The organism is Hungatella hathewayi WAL-18680, assembly GCF_000235505.1.
Classification (GTDB): domain Bacteria; phylum Bacillota; class Clostridia; order Lachnospirales; family Lachnospiraceae; genus Hungatella_A; species Hungatella_A hathewayi_A.
In genome coordinates, this window is record NZ_JH379029.1 from 110,421 (window position 1) to 127,590 (window position 17,170).

The window sequence follows — 17,170 nt, forward strand, 5'->3', positions numbered from 1 at the left end:
TCTTCCTTAATCCATCTCAATCTCGTCGTCATCATCCGGCATGAATGCGGCCGCCCTCTCAAAGCGGAGCACCTGGCTGCTTCCGGCCTTCAATGCCGTATCCGCCAGCGCCACCACATCCGCCGCCATGCCCCGTGTCATATAAACCTCAATCAGCATGGGCAGATTGGTTCCCGCAAGGACTTCCATCCCTTCCTTCCCTGACATGCACAGACGGGAAGCCACATTGTAGGGAGAACCGCCGCGAAGGTCCGTCAGAAGCAGGATTCCTTCACAGTCCTTTAACCGCTCCACAGCCGCCTTCAGTTTGTCTGTCAGCATATCTATGGAATCCTCCGGCTCAAAATCCACCGCCTCAAACTGCTCCGGCTCCCCCACCAGAAGCTTTAACGCGCTTGTGATTCCGGTGGCGAAAAATCCATGTCCTGTAACGATTATTCCTATCATATCATACCTCTTTCCACTTGAACACCAGGGAACTCAAAGTCCCCGCCTTATTTAAAACAATCCTGCCACAAATGTCAGCATGCTCTGAAGGTTGCCGAGAATCATTCCCAGACCAATCAGAATAAATATCAACTTGGTAGAGTCAATTTTCTTCTTGCCCAGCAGCCAGTAGGAAAGCATTACAATGCCTAACGGCAGCATGCACGGAAGAATCTTGTCTAACATTTCCTGTAAAGTAAATGTTACCTCATTAAATGTAAATTGTAAATCCGTATTGTACTTGATAACGGACGGAATCAACGCGCCCACTACCGTCAGGCCCAAAATACTGGCCGCTTCCGTGATAGGTGCAATCTTGTCTGCAAACCCAGTTGCCAGCTTCCGCCCGGAATTGTAACCAACGGTTGTAAATTTATAGCGAACCCATAAGACTCCGGCACATGCAATCAACGGAACCAGAAGTCCCACCGGATTGCCTTCCAGCGCAATGTAAGCCGCGATGGAGAACACAATTGCGCGGTAGATAGCGATAAACAGCGTATCGCCCACTCCGGCGAACGGTCCCATCAGACCGGTCTTGATACCCATAACCACTTCTTCGGACTCAATGCCAATCTCCTCCTCCAGAGCCATATCGGCGCCGGTAATCAGATGGGACATAGCCGGTGTGGTATTGAAGTATGCCAGATGCATCTTCAGAGCTTTTTTCATTTTATCCGGGTCATCCCCGTAAAGGCGTTTTAACGCCGGCATAATCACGTAAGCATATCCAAGGCCCTGCATCTTTTCATAGTTCCAACCGAACTGCAGAGTAAATAAGTTGCGGAAGTATACTTTGTTGATATCCTGTTTTGTTAATTTAGCCATCAATCTCTACCTCCTCATCATCGATATAGGACGCGCCGTCTGCTGTCGCAGCCACTCTGTCTTTCGTTCTTGTCAGATGAAGTCCTGCCAGAGCCAGACCTACCAGGGCTGCCGCCATTACCGTATAGCTGCCGCCGCCAAATGCGATTAATACAAAGCCGATAACAAAGTATGGCCAATATTTCTTAATAGGAAGGTAACGCATCAGAATCGCCATACCCATAGCCGGGAGGATGGCGCCTGCGGTCTTTAATCCTGTCATGAACCATGCAGGAATAATCGCGTTCACACCTTCTACCACTGCCTGCCCGAAGATCAATCCCAGCGCTACCGGAATCAGACGGGACAGTTCCCATGGAATCAGCCCCAGCAGGTTGGCCTTCTCAACGCCGCGCCAGTCACCCTTCTCCGCACAGCGGTCCGCGTAATGCTGGAAGAAAGAGTTGCTCATTCTTCCCAGAATATCCATCTGTGTCAACAGAAGACCAATCGGGATTGCAAGACCAATACCATATTCCGCCCCCTGGCCGGAAATGATGGCGTAAGCCGTTCCCATAATCGCTCCTGACAGGTAATCCGGCACCGTAGCGCCTCCGTATGTAGCAACACCCAGCGTCATCAGCTGTAAGGTTGCACCGATAATCAGACCTGTCTGTAAATCCCCCAGTAAGAGTCCTGTAAATGTTGCCGCAAACAATGGTGTGTAGAGACCACACTGAATTGATATCTGGTCAATCACTGCAAATATGGTGTAAACCAACAATAACAGAATAACCAGTACAGAAATTTCCTGCATAAATTGCCTCCTTTTCACAAATCAGACATTTTTTCATACCCTTGCGCCGTGATTCTCATGGCAAGACGTATAGTTTTTTTAAGATAAGCGCTTATATTTGTATAATATCACAAATGTAACGATATTACAATAGTTATTTTATTTTTTATTGTTTATGTAATGAAATTTAGTTTCGATATCATACGAATCTCATGTACATGAAAAAAAGACGGTAACGCCAGTCATTTTGACGTTCCGTCTTTCTTATCATTGATAAGGTTTCTATCAGGATTGCAGATGAAAATTCATGGAGCCCTTCGGCTGCACGGACAGCATGATATTGCACTCGGACACATGCTCATAATTGATATCAAGGGAATACTCCACCGCTACCCGGAGCAAGTCGTCATTCTCCTCCACCTGCACCTGGTTGGTGCAGATGCCAATCATCAAATCCCCCATGGTGGTGGCATAGCAGGTTGAATTTCTCTCATTCTTTTTGAAGGTCATGTGGGTGCTTACCGAGCCCTTCTTGATGATATCCATAACATCCGGCCCCACCTTGATGGTATTTTTGATTACCTCTGTCTCTCCCTCAGGTATCTCATCATAGATGATATAATGCTTTCCGTTCTTTCTATAATAATCCCCGATGGTAACCATCTCGATATCGTTCTCTTCCTCTCCCGACATCTGTATTCCACTGATACTAATGAGCACTTCTTTGGTCATTCCTAATACTCCTCGATATTAATCTTCTTGGTTTCCTTCACTTCATTTGGCAGTATGGAGGTGGCAAACGCGGTAAATTTCTCCGCCAAATCACTGACATAAAACTGGTATTTTTCTCCGGCAGCGTCCTGCGGGATACAGTCCATCTGCCGCTCCTTCAGCAGCTGTTTCAACTCGATGGCCGTCTCATAGGCCGGATTCACCAGGGTGACTTCACTTCCCATCAACCGTCCCAGCGTGGAGCGAAGCAGGGGATAGTGGGTGCAGCCAAGCACCAGAGTGTCGATATATCGCCCCTTTAACACGCTTAAATATCTGGATGCAATCTCATCCGTCACGGAGTCATGAAGCAGTCCTTCTTCCACCAGCGGTACCAGTAAGGGGCAGGACTTGCCGGTCACCTCGATGTCCGGCTTCATTTTCCGCATCACCTCGGTATAAATGCCGCTGCTGATGGTTCCCTCGGTTCCTATCACGCCAATCTTGCCGTTGCGGGTGGCGTTCACCGCGGTTCTGGCCCCGGCGTTGACAACTCCGATAACCGGAATGTCCACCTCTTTCTCCACGGTCTCCAAAGCGTAGGCACTGGCCGTGTTGCAGGCGATGACGATGGCCTTCACTCCCCGGGATTCCAGGAATCGGAGAATCTGTCTGGAAAAGTGGATGACGGTTTCCTGGGATTTGCTTCCGTAGGGAAGTCTGGCCGTATCACCGAAGTAAACCAGCCGTTCCTCCGGCATTTGCCGCATAATCTCTCTGGCTACCGTCAATCCCCCGACACCGGAATCAAATACTCCTATCGGTGCATTTCTGTCCATTACATCCGCTCCTTTGCATGGGTAATCAGATTATCCACCAGCTCACGCTTGCTGATGCCTCTCGCCTCCCACAGCATCGGATACATGCTGATGGCGGTAAAGCCCGGCATGGTGTTAATCTCGTTGAATACCACTTCCCCGTCCTCCTTCACAAAGAAGTCCACGCGGGAAATGCCGTAGCCGTCGATGGCTTTGAAGATGGCCATGGCCGCCTGACGCACCCGCTCTGCGGCTCCCTCCGGCAGCTCCGGGTCCACCACGGTCCTGGATTCCTCGTTAAAATACTTAGCGTCAAAGTCGTAGAAATCAGCCGCCGCCAGAATCTCTCCCACGCCGCTGGCCGATACCTCAGTTTTGCCGCCGCCAAATACGGCGCACTCAATCTCGTGGCCAACGATCATCTCTTCCACCAGTATCTTTCTGTCATGCTTCACGGCTTCTTCCAAAGCCGCTGTCAGGCCCTCCCGGTTCTCCGCCTTGCTCACGCCTCTGGAGGAGCCGGCATTGGACGGCTTCACAAATACGGGATATGGGAAACGGGATTCCACCTTGGATACCACGCTGTCCATATCGGTCAAGTCATCCTTCATCACCGCCACATAGGCCGCCTGGCGGATGCCCAGATCATCCACGATAATCTTGGTGTACAGCTTATCCATGGCTACCGCCGACGCCAGGACGCCGCAGCCTACATAGGGAATCTTCGCCAATTCTAAGAGCCCCTGGACGGTTCCGTCCTCTCCGTATAAACCGTGAAGCACCGGGAACACCACATCTACTTTTATTCTCTGCACACCGCTTCCGTCCATCACCAGGACGCATTTCTCCGTGGCATCCGGGGACAGGACGGCTTCCACACGCCCCTCTCTCCAGGCTCCGGAACGGATATCTTCCACGGAATCCGTCTTCAGCCAATGGCCTTCCTCGGTGATTCCGATCAGCAGCAGATTATATTTTTCTTTATCTATATGGTCGATAACATTGGCCGCCGACATACAGGAGACAATATGCTCCGATGACTGGCCGCCAAACAACACTGCGATTGTTTCTTTCATGTTCTCTCTCCTTACCATTTCATTCTGTCTGATTTTTGCATCTGCGTTTAATTATAGCACACCTGGTTATAATTACAATTAGAAACCATTGAAAAAGGAGAAGTTCTTGATGAATCATAGGAAAGAACTGGTCCTCTCCATCAGCTGTCTTCTGCTGGCATTCCTACTTACTATGGTATGGATTCAGCAGCAGGATGAGAACATGGCCGCTAAAATATCGCCCGAGATCCTGCGATTCCACGTGCTGGCCAACAGCAACTCCAATGAGGACCAGAAATTGAAGCTGGAAGTGAAATCCCTTCTGATTGATACGATTAACAAGGGTCTGCCTGCGGACGCGGGGAAAGAGGAAACCTGTACTTATATTAAGGAACATCAGTCTGATTTGGAGCAGACTGCGGAAACTTACATGAAACAGGCCGGGTATGATTATCCGGTGGCTGTGGCGCTGACAAACTGTTATTTCCCCACAAAGGCTTACGGGGATGTGGTATTGCCATGTGGAAATTATGATGCGGCCGAGGTGGTGATTGGAAGCGGGCGGGGACGGAACTGGTGGTGCGTGCTGTATCCGCAGCTGTGCTTTGTAAATGCCTCTTATGGGGTGGTGCCGGAAACGTCCAAGGAGTTGCTGCGGAATGTGCTGACGCAGGAGGAGTATCTGGCGATTCTGGATAACCGGAATGAGAGGTTACAGGTTGAGGTGCATTTTAAAATGCTGGATGTGATGAAGGATATGATTGAGAAAAAGTAGATTAGAGATCGGGCAGGATATCCCCGGCGGCTTGCGCCGGGGATATCCTGCCTTGTTTGTTGCTATCTTATCCTTTAATTCCTAGTGTTTCGGCGATGCGTTCTTTCGTTCGCTCGCACTGGTTCCTTCCATATATAATATCGCTGACCGTGGAATTGGCGATACCTAAGCGTTTGGCCAGTTCCTGCTGGGGGATGTCCTGCTCTACCATTGCGATTTTCATCTTTTTTCCGAATGGGGTGCATGGGATTCTTGTTGCCATATATAGTTCCTCCTTATTTAGTGTGATATTTTTTACTTCAGAGCTATGGTAAATGTGGGAATTACTTGGAAGCTGTCTCCATTGCTCCAACCATTACCAGTTGCTCCAAACAGAGTCATTGTAAACTTTGCTCCCGCTGCAATGATATTGTCATCCGCATTTTTTGCCATATTATAGGGGCTGCCTTCTTTTACGGTTTCAGTTGTCATCCACACACCGGTAGTATCAGAACTCGCTCCAGGATAGTTTATAGACTCCCCTGCTTTTCTGACTGCAAACATCACATTTTTTCCAGTCAGTCCTCCCATTGTATTTACCAAAGTTGGGGCTCCTTCAGTTCCTCCAGTTTTATTCTTTGTTGCTATGCCGGTTACGCTGACCACCAAGGGAACTTTTGATGTATTTTCAATTGCATAATCACTGGCCTGTGTTATGATTTGATTTGTATTACTCTCATCATTGCTTGTCACTACCGCCGCCCCTTCTGTTACCTTCACATTGGGATCAATGTCAAATGCGGCCGATATAGGCACCACTACCTGAATACTTGTAATCTTAATGGTTCCTGTGATTGTGGTGCTTCCTGTCGTAGCGGGGGCATCTGCTGCATAAACTGCCATAGTTCCGCTCACTGCCATACCGATGGCCACCACTAACGCTGCTGCTCTTTTCCCTCTTCTCATCATGTAATTCCTCCTAATCCTTTTCTTTTTTTACTGCTTTATATCAATCAGCCGGCGCTACTGCGCTCTGACTGCACTGATTTTCAAGGTGGGGCGGACGGTGAATTGGTATTTTCCATAAAAGTCCGGGGCCACCTTTCCGTATAATCTTAAGTGTGTGGTCTCCTCCGCCGGGATTTTGGTGATAAAAATACTGTCAGCTCTTCCTGGCACAAATGCCTGCCGCTCAAATTCCTGGACGCTGCCGTATGTCTGTCCGGAGACTCCCAGAACCAGGATGGCCGTTCCCATAGGGCCTACTTTTGATATCTGGTCTACCAGCTGGAAGGACTGCTTCTCCTGGTCCGAGAACTTTTCTTCAAAACGCAGGTCTCGCTCTGTCACTTCGGCTATCTGGGAAACTTCTACCTGGATGGGTACCTTGGACCGGTTGATAATTGGCAGGTCCATGTCCTCAAACTGGAGACCCGGATTGTCCAGTCTGAATTCCTCCTGTGTATCAACCGTAAACTCCAATCCTCCGGCTGGCAGGGCGATGGATAACAATTCTACGTTAATGTTGCCAGTAAGAACCGAGTTCTGTTCCGCACTTGAATCCTGAATGGGAAATGTGACATCTCCCATCTCCGTCTCTGCCAAAACCATTCCATTTTGTACCATACTGAAGATAAACGCCAGAACTATGGCACGGATTCCAATTGTACTGGATGTTCCCTGTTTCTGTTTTCTGTTCATATGCGTTTCCCTCCCGTCATTCTTGTAAGACCAGTTTAATTTTGACAGCCGCCTGTCCGATTAAGTTCTCGCTTTCTTCCTGATAGGCCAGGAACACAGCTGTGCAGCTATATTCTCCGGCAGGAAGAGATGCCATCAGCGGTCCGGATTCCAGATAATTTCCCGGGCGGATGGCTCCTGTCTCAAATATCTTTTCCCCGGTATCATCAAGGGTGACTTCCACACGGATTAGCTTTCCCTGATTAGAGGGATTTTCTATCATCCAGTTGACAGAGCAGTCCTTTCCGGTTACTTTCCCGAAGGGAGTCACATTCATGGACATGGCAAGCATGCCCTCCTCAACCACACTGTCTAACTCCTTTTGACGCTGCTCCCTTGTCTTTCCCGGAATGTCTCCAGATACCACGTTAGCCTCATAGGTCAGACCCTGCCGGGATGCCGGGGCCGCCCGCTGGCGGCTTAAGCAGACGCCTGCGGCGGCTCCTGCCGTGCAGCAGATGGCAAGCAGTATGAATGCCATTGCCCGAAATCTCCGTTTTCTTGAACTGCTGCCAAAAATTTCTCTGCGGCTGCCACGGTTCTCCCGGCTCTCTTTTATTTCTGTTTCTTCTATCATTTCCGCTTCTCCTCCCTGCAGTTTCTGAACCCTTCTTTATTTCTTCCTGTTGCTTCTGCTTATGTTACTTCTATTCTGCTTTTCTATTTTGACACTAATTTACTCCAGTACATACAGCGTAATCTTGGCTCCCGCTCTTCCTATGTAGGTGTTATCATTGATTCGGTAAGCGTCAAAATAGGCGGTGCAGGAATACTCCCCTTTTGGAAGCTCCACATCCAGCGGAACATCATCGATGTACTGCTCCGGGTCCAGATACCCAGATTGATAGATGACCTCCCCGGTGTCATTTCTCTGGATGGTGATAGTGAAACGCTTTCCATTGCCCAGTGGGTTCTCTATCAGGAGATTGGCGGTGGAGGCCCCGTTTTTCATGAAAGGTGTGGCATTGATGGAGAAGGCCAGCCTTCCTTCCTCCACTACCTGGTTTAATTCCTGCTGGCGTTTTTCCAGGTCCTGGTTCAGGGTTCCGGTTTTTACATTCGCCTCAGCCTCCAAGGAAATGGGCTTCGGGGCAGCCTGGACGGACTGGGTATGGGTGGATACAATATATCCGGCCGCCCCCAGTACCATCAGGCAAAACAAAGCTGATAAGAGGATGACAAGCAGATTCATATGGCTTGTATGTGTTCGTCTTTGACTCATCCGGTCTCTCCTTCCTGGTTTTCGATAATACGCAGAGTGATGGTAATAGACATCTCACCGGCTGGAGTTTTGTTGTCAAACAGTTCAATTCTGACGGTGGCAGGATATTCTCCCACTGGCAGACTTTTCTTCAACCGGATGCTTTCCACATAATATCCCGGGTCCACGCGGGTGGTACTGCCTATCAGCTTTCCGCTTTCTTCCAGGTACAGGCTGATTCTGGCACTGTAATGATTCTCCACCGGGTTCTCAAATTTGATGTTGCAATCACGACTTCCCCCTTCCATGGTGGGCAGCTGGTTCAACATCACACGAAAATCACCGGCTTTTACTTCTCTCGGTTCTTCAGACATCAGAGTCAGACTTCCCTTTTTTGCATATTTCTCCGGCCGGATATCAAGCTGTGCCCGAATAGTTATGGAGACTCCATAGCAGGCCACAGCTGCCACTACTCCGAGTACGGCAAACAAAATTACCGTCATAGCCGAAAGCCATCTGTTTCTGCGATGGCGGCTCTGGATAAGGTAAGTTTTTTGATTGTTCTTTTGTATTTTCATCTGTCCTGCCGCCCCTCTACTGGAATACCACAGCATCGGTTGACGCACTATAATCATCCGCCATAACTCTGAATTGGTAACTGATAGTGAATCCGAAGTTTGGATGCCCGCTGTCATAGTATGGGTCCGACTGGTATTTCAGGAAATAGCGGTACGAAAGGGTGCCTCCTGCTTTCAGCTGGCATTTCATCCAGGGATTCGCATCTCCTGCCGCATCCGGATTATAATACAAATCTTCACCGATGACTCCGGTTCCCGTCTTCGGATTTGTGATTCCCAGTTTGACTCCTGAGTCGTAAATTTGGCCGCCTGCATAAGAAACATTTTTGGCGATTGGCTTCAGGGCACGATAACCGGTTCTGTCGGTTTCACTGATGGGTGTCACTTTGACGATATTTGCTTCCATCGGATAGGCATGGCTGTTTTTCATAGCCACATCGCTCACACTGTATGCGGTATCCTCGGCGCCTCCAGGCAGCAGTTCTTCCATAGTCACATCGGCAGGTAAATCCACGATTAGACTTTTTCCAGTTACTCCCTTGATAGTGAAGCGGATTTCATAACGGGTGGTATTGGAGGACAGTTCCACCAACATGTCCCTGGATGTTGGATAGGTGTAGGCGGCCCCTGTATATAGTTTCAAGCTGCTGATTGTCCCGAGGCTCTGAGACGGATTTTCCAGCGACATCTTTGCCGGGTCCAGCATTGTTTCCGTGCTTCCTGCTGCGCCGGACAGACCTACTTTTCCGTTAGCGCTTGTGGTTCCAAAGCTGTTATAGTATTCTGTCTTCCATTCTGTCAGGATTACCAGCTCACTGCTGGCTGTTTCCTGACTGGCATAGCGAAACTTTGCATCTACTATGCTGCCAGTGACTCCAAAATTTAATAACACTCCGGCAGCTCCATCCGCATCATCCACAGGCACTGCTTCCCCTGCATTTATCATTACCGGCGGTTCAAGCGTTGGGTATCCCTTTGTGGCCTCTGCTGTCAGACTGGTATACCATATACGGTCTTCCAACGTATTGACCTTGTCTCCTACAGTGTTCAGCCCTGTCGTCTGCTCTTTTATCTGTGTATTTCCTGTGGAAGACAGCTGGCTGACAAAATTGCTGTCCGCCATAGACACAAGGCCGCCCTTCCATCCGGTATCACTGTAACACCGGTTCATCCCGCTTCCTGTTCCTGGATTCCCATTCACAGCCCCGGCCATGCCTGTGCCGGATACCGTAATACTCCCAGTCAAACCGCAGGCGTTATAACTGTTGCGTATGGTTCCTGCCTCTCCACTTCCGACGATTCCTCCGGCGCGGGAGGAGGCACCAGTTCCTGCTATCACAGTTTTCAGGTTATAACAGTCCCGGACTGTCACGCCGGCTGTTGTCTGTCCCACGATTCCTCCGGCGTTTCCGCCAGCTGTCACACTCCCCTTGCCATCGCCACTTTCACTGTTTTCACTCCGGTTATAACACTGGGCAATCGTTGTCGCTCCGCTGGCATTTCCAACAATTCCACCTGCATTATTTCCCGTAATCACCGCATTAGCTACTCCTACTCTGGAAACAGTTGCCCCGGCTGCGGTTCCAAATAATCCGGCTGTGCCAGTGGTATTGACATACAGGTTCTGAATCTGATATATTCTCCTGGTATCAGCAGTATCGGACAAGTTTTGGCTTACAAATGTTCCAATATAAGCTAACGCCCCATCTTTCCCGATAGGCATCCAACTCAATCGTCCGGCAGGCTGGTAATGGCTCTCTGTTGTCTTCATATCAATATCCCTGACAAGAACCGCTTTGACTCCTGACTTTCCGGCTACATTAACCTGATAAGCAAACCAAGCCAGCTGTTCCGCCGTTGTTATCTCATAAGGGTCTGTATTTCCATCTCCGGACGGAGTTTCCATATCTTTTATGAGGCCATACTCCAATGCTTCGCCTACCGCCTCCCAACTTTCCGCCGATGTTAACATACCGGTATCCAGCACCGGATAACTGTTTCCTGCCACATAAGTCCAGGAGTTACCGGTCAATTGTCTGAAACTGCTTCCGTTTAACCGCCAGGCCGCACCCCAGGTTCCCAGGGCCGCTGATTCTACCGCAATACCATTAACTGTTCCGTAGTAGCAGTTTTTATCCACCAGACAGTCTGTTATGAGGGCGCCTGCCACGTCACCAGTTCCAGCAATGGAGCACTTCACGCCGCTGCTCTCCACCGGACCAGCGTTATAGCACCCGGTTATCCTTATCTTGCCCGTAACGGTTTCTCCGACAATTCCTCCAACATTACCGTATCCCTTCACACTTCCCTGGTTATAACAGTTTCTTATGGTCACTTCATTTGAAGACGAGCTTTTTCCCAGAATTCCTCCTGTGCTGCTGCCAGTGCCCGTGTCGGCAGTAACCTCTGCATCTTTCGCATTATAACAGCCTTCAATCACCAGGCTGCTGCTGCTTTCCGTTCCGCCCACAATTCCTCCAAAATTCGCTCCGTTACCAGCGAGACTGCCCGTAATTCCACAAAAGCTGACTATCACGTTATTCCCACTGATAAATCCGGCAATTCCACCTATGTAACCCAGACCTGATGCATCCAGGCGGCTGTCGGCTACTGTCAAACCAGAGATTTTGGCCCCGTCTCCCAGCACTCCAAACAATCCCAGCTTCTCTCCATCTTTAGTCATCATTCTGGAAACCGTATGTCCATTTCCGTTGAACGTCCCTGTATAACAGATTCCACTATCCTCACTGCCTATGCAAATCCAGGGAAGAGCTTTTGACGTGATGTCTGCATCTCCCAAATCATAGTCAAAACCGGTATAGAGACCACCAAACAGATTGATGTCTGCTTTTAATTCGGCACAGAGGGCTGGATTTCCACTATTGACCTGATAAGCAAACCATGCCAAATCCTCCGCTGTCCAGATACTGTATGGGTTCGCCAAAGTCCCTGCGGTTTCAGGAGATGACGGTTTGGAGCAAGAGGGCGCCGTCGCCACCGCACCGATATCAGCCCAATTCACTTTTACCTTGCTGACCGTATAGATGGGATATCCATCATTTCGCTCGGCGCTTCTCTGCCAGCCTCCGCCGCCTACTCCCGTATTCAGTTTTTCCAACAGACCGCCACTGCTCTCGGCAGTAACCGTACTCATATCTGCTGTGGTCATACCGGCACATTCTTTCACCGTTCCCCCATTGCCGCTTCCCACCGCCGTCAGACTGGGCGAACCGCTGGTGTTTATATTCCAATAGCAATAGTCAATAGTTCCACCGCCCCCATTGGTGAAGGTGCCTGCAATAACTCCCGGAGTTCCGGATTCTGCTGTAATGTGTCCCGTCGTGTAACAGTTGGATATCTTCTGTCCCCCGCCTCCGACCGTGCCTTCAAAATGACCGATAAATGCACCGGTCCTGCCGGTAGTTCCTGTGACAGAACCACGATTATAACAATTTTGAATGGTAATCTGGGTGTTTGAAGTGCCATCACTTTTCACAGTTCCCACAAAGGCCGCCACTCCACCACTGTCGGTTATGCCGGATGATGTCACACTGCAGTTGGAATACAGACCAAGTCCTTTGATGACGGCTCCACCCCCGGCACAGCCAAACAGACCGGCATGCCCATCTTTCACTACGGACATACCGCCGATTACCTTTCCATTGCCATCCAGTGTTCCTTTGTAAATGCTGGCGGCCGTGCCGATTGGCTCCCACGGAATAGGGGATGTCATGCTTCCTCCGTACCGCTCGCCAATCAGGTTTATGTCCTTTAACAATATGCCGCAGATGTCCGGATTGTCTGTATTTACTTTTACCATAAATGCTGCCAGCTGTTCAGGAGTGCCCAGCTTGTATGGGGCGCTTAAACTGCCGTCCTCTTCTCCAAGTACACCGGCTTTTACCAACCCATCAAGGCCGCCCTGTCCTACTACCTGCCAGCTGTCCGGTCTTTTGAGACTTCCGAAACCGGGATATTCTCCCTCGGTATATTTCCATGGGCCATCCATGTTCTGACCATTTAATGCATAGGCCAAGGCCCAGGATTTTAACTGGGTTTCAGTAAGCATTTGGGCTCCGTCATACGGTGCTGTATTGTCATGGCCATCTTCTGAGTAGTAAAAACAATTGGATAATTGGCTAGACTCATTGACAGTCGTAATACTGCTTTTTACACCATCTCCGCTCATAATTCCTACGTTATAACAATTCATAATACGAACATGGTCATGACCAAATAAAAACTGACCTGCGATACCGGAAACACCTGACGCCTCACTCGAATCGTTCACAACTTCACCTTTGTTATAACAGTCAGTAATCACACTTCCATTACCGCTTGTGCTGAGGTACCACCCTACAAGCCCTCCTCCTATTCCGGTACTCCTGATAACAATTTTCCCTTCATTCCAGCACCTGCTTAAATTTAACAATCCGCCCCCGTCCACCTGGCCTACCATACCACCGCTTCGATTAATTCCTCTCATTGCTCCCTTATTAGAACAATTTGTTATCGTACTTACTCCTCCACCTGCATGCGAAGCAATACCAGCAGCTATATTACCGTCCAGCACACTATTAGCACCAATATGAACATTTTCAATAACGGCATTTATCATTGTATTAATCAGTCCCAGCTCTTTGTCAGCTCCCTCTCCGCACAGATAATCAATCTCATAATTTCCTCCGTCAAAGGTCCCTGAATATAAGGATATCGGAACCCATTCCAGTGGTACGTCGGTACTACCGCCAAATCCGTCTCCCCGAAGGCTGATGTCTGCCGTAAGAAGTACATTCTGATAGTCTTTCGACAGGTCCCCGGCGTTTACCTTCACCATAAACCAGGCCAGTGCCTCTGGCTTTCCTATCTTCCACGGGTCACCCGCCGTACCGCTCCCAGCCAGCGCCCCGGCGGATTTCAAGCCTTCCTCCGTCTGTGCGGCTCCCACACCGGCCCAATCGTTATATATTACATTCTCCCTAGGAGTTACTTTGAGCGATACGGTACGGGATACATTACCTACTGTGGCTGTGACAGAACCGGCTTCTATCTGTGGCTGCTGTTTTTCCAATGAGGATGGCTCAGAATCTGTGGAAATCTCCTCCGCCTGATTTTCTTCCGCAACGGCAACAAATGGTTTTATTCCCGGCATGATGAGAACCGACAAAAGCAGACATACCGCCATGCGATTCCAATTATGTTTTATCCGTTCCTTCCTCATGCTGCTTCCTCCCACATTTTGTTATCTGATTGCTGCACTTTTTATCAGTTTAGTATTCATTTTCTACGAGTATCTGGTTGTTTTCATCAATGCGGATACTGCCATCCGCTTCCCATGATATTATCTGTCCATCAATTTCTGCCGGAAGGATAATGTCTCCGTCATTTACCGCATCTGCCAGGGAAAGTTCCTCCGGCAGAGACAGGGCGATGGCGGATACCTTTGAGGCTGATACAATTTCCTCCTGGCTGCTCATCGCAAAATATTCTATCTGTGGATATCCATGTTCTGTCAGGTACCAGGTTCCTGGAATTTCGGTATCCATTCCTGTCATGCGGCTGGTACTCAGTCCTTTTAAATTGAATTCTCCCGATGTCTCTTCCGTAAATGCTGTCGCATCGTCGGTACAGGCCATCTGGATGTCATACATACAATTGTTCAGCTGCCCATTCCCTGATGCACAAAATGCCGCTCGGACAGTTCCGGACTCTCCGATTATCATAGCGGAATAGCTGTTTTGGATGATTCCGTTGTTGACGGAGGTGAATCCTCCGGTGATGTCATCGCTGTCGGCTAGACCGGAAGCATAGCTATTTTCGATATGGGTGGCCTGCCCCGTGATTCCTACAAAACCTCCCGTATATGTTTCCATATCTCCAAGCGCCGAACTGATAGTCGCCAGTGTGAAGCTGTTGGATATCCGGGTCTCTCCGGCTGTCTGGGCGATGAGGCCTCCGGCTGTCACTCGCCTGGCTGTTACAAGGATGTAAACATCGCCATTGGGGTTGCCGATATATTCTATGGACTCCTCTGGGCATATGGCTTCCATGCTGCCCCCATTATTTGGATAATTTGGCTCTCCGGCATCAGATGGAGTGGCTTCGGATGGAGTGGCCATCTGGATGGACTCGGTATCGGCATCTACCATGACGGGGAGTTTTAACATCAGCTGGTGTCGGCTGGTGGCCCGGTAACCAACTGTTTCCGAAATGCTTATCGGCGTATCTTCCGTACCGCCAGTTGTCCCACCGGCTTCCGGGAATGATTCATTGGTCTCGTTCTGGTCTGCCACGGTATTATCTGTGGCGCTATTATCAGAAGACTCTGTGTTGGCCGCAGTGTTGTTCTCTTCTCCTGGGCTGTCTGGCGTTCCATTGTCAGCTGGTTCTTCTGCTCCATCTGATTCCTGATTGCCGCTTTCTCCACCAGGACTGCCACCTATTTCAGAATTAGTGTTTTCCCCAGTGTCGTCCGTTTCTGCGGTGCCGCTGTTTCCTTCATTATAATTCGTTTCTCCGGTACCACCGTTTTCGTCACTATTGGTTTCTCCTTCAGTATTGTTCTCAGCCAAAGTGCCTGTCTCTCCGTCCATACTGCTTTCTTTTACGTAACTGCTCTCCGATTCAACACTTTCTCCAAACTCTGTTTCGTACCCGGGGCCTGTCTCTTTCTCTGCTTCTCCTTCGGTTGTCCCTTCCTCCGTAAGACCAGGGCCAATCTCTTTTGAGGATTCTGAAGTGGTGGTACTCTCCAACATTCCCGGACCCTTCCGCTCTTCTGTCTCCGGCGGACTTGCTTTCTCCAACAGGTATTCCGCTTCCGATGGACTTGCCGTATATATCTCCCCATTCATTCCGCAGTTTGTAATCCGGGAATCTATGACATAGGCTGCCAATGCCCCATATCCATCCACGTAACGCTCCTCATCGGAATACGTAAACGGACTCAAAATCTCTACACGGCTCAAAAACAGATTCTCTATCTCCGCATTCTCCATCACCCCAAACAGAGGTCTGCCAAGGCCGCTTATCACATGGCCGTTCCCGTCCAATTTTCCGGTAAATGGTTCCACGTTTGTCCCAACCGAATACTCCAGCCAGCTTAAATCCAGGTCCTCCTCCAACTGGTATCTACCGTTCAGGTTATATTCCTCACTCTCCGTGTCTAACAAGTACTGGGCAAATTCCTCCTCCGTATAGAGCAGTACCAGTTCCCTGCTTTTAGCCCGGGCGGTTCCTATACTGTGAGCAGTATAGCCAACAGCCACCGCCAGGAACAAACAGACAATCCCTGTTGCGAGATACTTCAGATATTCACTCTTTCCTGTTTTCGTATGTAATATAAAGCGGCTCATCTTATCCTCCATTCCTCCTGATTATCAGAATCACTCTCCCCAGTATTTCCCTGGATGGCACTGTCCCTATACTGCTGTCACGGCTGTCGATTGACACGCTGCGGTTATCACCAAGCACCAGATATTGCCCGTCCATCACAATCCGGACCGCTCCCATCTCTCCGGAATTTTTCTCATTTCCATCCCCTGAAAATGTTTCCGGCAACGCCACATAGCCTTCCTGACTCTGTGCTCCATTCACCACTACACGACTCCCTGACTGGCTGATTTCCACCCGGTCTCCCGGCTGTCCGGCAATTCTCTTTACCATACATTCCCCGTTTTTTCTAAACACAACAACTTCATTTCTCCGGTATTCCGTGCCTATCCGGCTATACACAATCCAGTCACCGTGGTTCAAATACGGATACATGGAGTCGCCCGATACCCGGTCTACTCCGATCAGGAATCCAAATACGGCCGCAATACAGAGAATCACGGCGGTAGCTCCCAAAGCCATCTTCACATTTCTGCGCCTTCGTCTCACAAAATAGCGACGGATTTCCACACGAATCTGGCTCCGCATCTGTTTTCCAAGTTTGATAAGACGTTCCGTTTCACGGCCATGTTCCGCATTCTGTGCCGCCTCCACGGTTTTTACAATATCCCACAGGTAACAGATCATCTGGTTTTCATCAAATCCTCCGAAACGGACTGTCTGAAAATGAGACATTTTTCGTTCTTTTTTTCGTTTCGCTTTCGGCTCCTGCCTGCGGGACCTGCCCCTGTATCCGGACGTTTCCACGGATTGGCACCTTCCTTTCAGGGTTTACCCGGTAATTAGCATTACAGGGTGTCTTCCTTGATTATTTTCCCAGACCAGGGCGAAA

Annotated in this window: 16 protein-coding genes; 1 reads left to right on the forward strand and 15 read right to left on the reverse strand. The window is 49.5% G+C overall.

Features of this window, described 5'->3' with window-relative positions:
- Nucleotides 1-6 precede the first annotated feature (6 nt).
- The 6 genes from agaF to HMPREF9473_RS21350 all read right to left on the reverse strand — a co-directional run bounded on the left by agaF (nucleotide 7) and on the right by HMPREF9473_RS21350 (nucleotide 4,694).
- Nucleotides 7-447 carry a PTS galactosamine/N-acetylgalactosamine transporter subunit IIA gene (gene agaF / locus HMPREF9473_RS21325; RefSeq protein ID WP_006782290.1) on the reverse strand — a complete coding sequence of 147 codons (441 nt, stop codon included), beginning with the start codon at nucleotides 445-447 and terminating at the stop codon, nucleotides 7-9.
- 51 nt (nucleotides 448-498) lie between these two features.
- Nucleotides 499-1,314 carry a PTS system mannose/fructose/sorbose family transporter subunit IID gene (locus tag HMPREF9473_RS21330; protein WP_006782291.1) on the reverse strand — a complete coding sequence of 272 codons (816 nt, stop codon included), beginning with the start codon at nucleotides 1,312-1,314 and terminating at the stop codon, nucleotides 499-501.
- The gene (locus HMPREF9473_RS21335; protein ID WP_006782292.1) at nucleotides 1,307-2,110 is read right to left on the reverse strand and encodes a PTS mannose/fructose/sorbose/N-acetylgalactosamine transporter subunit IIC; all 804 of its coding nucleotides are present in this window, start codon (nucleotides 2,108-2,110) and stop codon (nucleotides 1,307-1,309) included. The genes HMPREF9473_RS21330 and HMPREF9473_RS21335 overlap by 8 nt, the downstream gene beginning before the upstream one ends.
- Before the next feature lie 264 nt (nucleotides 2,111-2,374).
- Nucleotides 2,375-2,821: a DUF1934 domain-containing protein gene (locus tag HMPREF9473_RS21340; RefSeq protein ID WP_006782293.1), complete on the reverse strand. Its 447-nt coding sequence runs from the start codon at nucleotides 2,819-2,821 to the stop codon at nucleotides 2,375-2,377.
- A gap of 2 nt (nucleotides 2,822-2,823) precedes the next feature.
- Nucleotides 2,824-3,639 carry a glutamate racemase gene (gene murI / locus HMPREF9473_RS21345; protein WP_006782294.1) on the reverse strand — a complete coding sequence of 272 codons (816 nt, stop codon included), beginning with the start codon at nucleotides 3,637-3,639 and terminating at the stop codon, nucleotides 2,824-2,826.
- Complete coding sequence (locus HMPREF9473_RS21350) at nucleotides 3,639-4,694, reverse strand: D-alanine--D-alanine ligase family protein (RefSeq protein WP_006782295.1); 1,056 nt, start codon at nucleotides 4,692-4,694, stop codon at nucleotides 3,639-3,641. The genes murI and HMPREF9473_RS21350 overlap by 1 nt, the downstream gene beginning before the upstream one ends.
- Before the next feature lie 109 nt (nucleotides 4,695-4,803).
- Between HMPREF9473_RS21350 and spoIIR the strand changes: the two genes are divergently transcribed.
- Nucleotides 4,804-5,448 carry a stage II sporulation protein R gene (gene spoIIR / locus HMPREF9473_RS21355; protein WP_006782296.1) on the forward strand — a complete coding sequence of 215 codons (645 nt, stop codon included), beginning with the start codon at nucleotides 4,804-4,806 and terminating at the stop codon, nucleotides 5,446-5,448.
- A 67-nt stretch (nucleotides 5,449-5,515) separates the two neighbouring features.
- On the opposite strand, the gene HMPREF9473_RS21360 is transcribed toward spoIIR, so the two are convergent.
- The 9 genes from HMPREF9473_RS21360 to lepB all read right to left on the reverse strand — a co-directional run bounded on the left by HMPREF9473_RS21360 (nucleotide 5,516) and on the right by lepB (nucleotide 17,085).
- A complete protein-coding gene (locus tag HMPREF9473_RS21360; protein ID WP_006778881.1) occupies nucleotides 5,516-5,710 on the reverse strand; it encodes a helix-turn-helix domain-containing protein in 195 nt (64 codons plus the stop codon).
- Between the two features lie 32 nt (nucleotides 5,711-5,742).
- Complete coding sequence (locus HMPREF9473_RS21365) at nucleotides 5,743-6,396, reverse strand: hypothetical protein (RefSeq protein ID WP_006782297.1); 654 nt, start codon at nucleotides 6,394-6,396, stop codon at nucleotides 5,743-5,745.
- 54 nt (nucleotides 6,397-6,450) lie between these two features.
- Entirely contained in the window at nucleotides 6,451-7,128 is a 678-nt protein-coding gene (locus tag HMPREF9473_RS21370) for a hypothetical protein (RefSeq protein WP_006782298.1), read from the reverse strand.
- Between the two features lie 16 nt (nucleotides 7,129-7,144).
- Nucleotides 7,145-7,744, reverse strand: a complete 600-nt coding sequence (locus tag HMPREF9473_RS21375) for a hypothetical protein (protein WP_006782299.1) — start codon at nucleotides 7,742-7,744, stop codon at nucleotides 7,145-7,147.
- 99 nt (nucleotides 7,745-7,843) lie between these two features.
- Nucleotides 7,844-8,389 (reverse strand): hypothetical protein, encoded by a 546-nt coding sequence (locus HMPREF9473_RS26545; protein WP_006782300.1) that lies wholly within the window; start codon nucleotides 8,387-8,389, stop codon nucleotides 7,844-7,846.
- Nucleotides 8,386-8,946 (reverse strand): hypothetical protein, encoded by a 561-nt coding sequence (locus HMPREF9473_RS21385; protein WP_242830876.1) that lies wholly within the window; start codon nucleotides 8,944-8,946, stop codon nucleotides 8,386-8,388. The genes HMPREF9473_RS26545 and HMPREF9473_RS21385 overlap by 4 nt, the downstream gene beginning before the upstream one ends.
- A 16-nt stretch (nucleotides 8,947-8,962) precedes the next feature.
- Complete coding sequence (locus HMPREF9473_RS21390; protein WP_006782302.1) at nucleotides 8,963-14,167, reverse strand: hypothetical protein; 5,205 nt, start codon at nucleotides 14,165-14,167, stop codon at nucleotides 8,963-8,965.
- Nucleotides 14,168-14,216: 49 nt separating this feature from the next.
- A complete protein-coding gene (locus HMPREF9473_RS21395) occupies nucleotides 14,217-16,301 on the reverse strand; it encodes a ZmpA/ZmpB/ZmpC family metallo-endopeptidase-related protein (RefSeq protein WP_006782303.1) in 2,085 nt (694 codons plus the stop codon).
- A gap of 1 nt (nucleotide 16,302) precedes the next feature.
- Nucleotides 16,303-17,085: a signal peptidase I gene (gene lepB, locus HMPREF9473_RS21400; RefSeq protein WP_006782304.1), complete on the reverse strand. Its 783-nt coding sequence runs from the start codon at nucleotides 17,083-17,085 to the stop codon at nucleotides 16,303-16,305.
- Between the last annotated feature and the right edge of the window lie 85 nt (nucleotides 17,086-17,170).

Bases quoted from the DNA above. Each gene is read 5' to 3' on its own strand.
- agaF (WP_006782290.1), bottom strand. From the start codon at position 447: ATGATAGGAATAATCGTTACAGGACATGGATTTTTCGCCACCGGAATC.
- HMPREF9473_RS21330 (WP_006782291.1), bottom strand. From the start codon at position 1,314: ATGGCTAAATTAACAAAACAGGATATCAACAAAGTATACTTCCGCAAC.
- HMPREF9473_RS21335 (WP_006782292.1), bottom strand. From the start codon at position 2,110: ATGCAGGAAATTTCTGTACTGGTTATTCTGTTATTGTTGGTTTACACC.
- HMPREF9473_RS21340 (WP_006782293.1), bottom strand. From the start codon at position 2,821: ATGACCAAAGAAGTGCTCATTAGTATCAGTGGAATACAGATGTCGGGA.
- murI (WP_006782294.1), bottom strand. From the start codon at position 3,639: ATGGACAGAAATGCACCGATAGGAGTATTTGATTCCGGTGTCGGGGGA.
- HMPREF9473_RS21350 (WP_006782295.1), bottom strand. From the start codon at position 4,694: ATGAAAGAAACAATCGCAGTGTTGTTTGGCGGCCAGTCATCGGAGCAT.
- spoIIR (WP_006782296.1), top strand. From the start codon at position 4,804: ATGAATCATAGGAAAGAACTGGTCCTCTCCATCAGCTGTCTTCTGCTG.
- HMPREF9473_RS21360 (WP_006778881.1), bottom strand. From the start codon at position 5,710: ATGGCAACAAGAATCCCATGCACCCCATTCGGAAAAAAGATGAAAATC.
- HMPREF9473_RS21365 (WP_006782297.1), bottom strand. From the start codon at position 6,396: ATGATGAGAAGAGGGAAAAGAGCAGCAGCGTTAGTGGTGGCCATCGGT.
- HMPREF9473_RS21370 (WP_006782298.1), bottom strand. From the start codon at position 7,128: ATGAACAGAAAACAGAAACAGGGAACATCCAGTACAATTGGAATCCGT.
- HMPREF9473_RS21375 (WP_006782299.1), bottom strand. From the start codon at position 7,744: ATGATAGAAGAAACAGAAATAAAAGAGAGCCGGGAGAACCGTGGCAGC.
- HMPREF9473_RS26545 (WP_006782300.1), bottom strand. From the start codon at position 8,389: ATGAGTCAAAGACGAACACATACAAGCCATATGAATCTGCTTGTCATC.
- HMPREF9473_RS21385 (WP_242830876.1), bottom strand. From the start codon at position 8,946: ATGAAAATACAAAAGAACAATCAAAAAACTTACCTTATCCAGAGCCGC.
- HMPREF9473_RS21390 (WP_006782302.1), bottom strand. From the start codon at position 14,167: ATGAGGAAGGAACGGATAAAACATAATTGGAATCGCATGGCGGTATGT.
- HMPREF9473_RS21395 (WP_006782303.1), bottom strand. From the start codon at position 16,301: ATGAGCCGCTTTATATTACATACGAAAACAGGAAAGAGTGAATATCTG.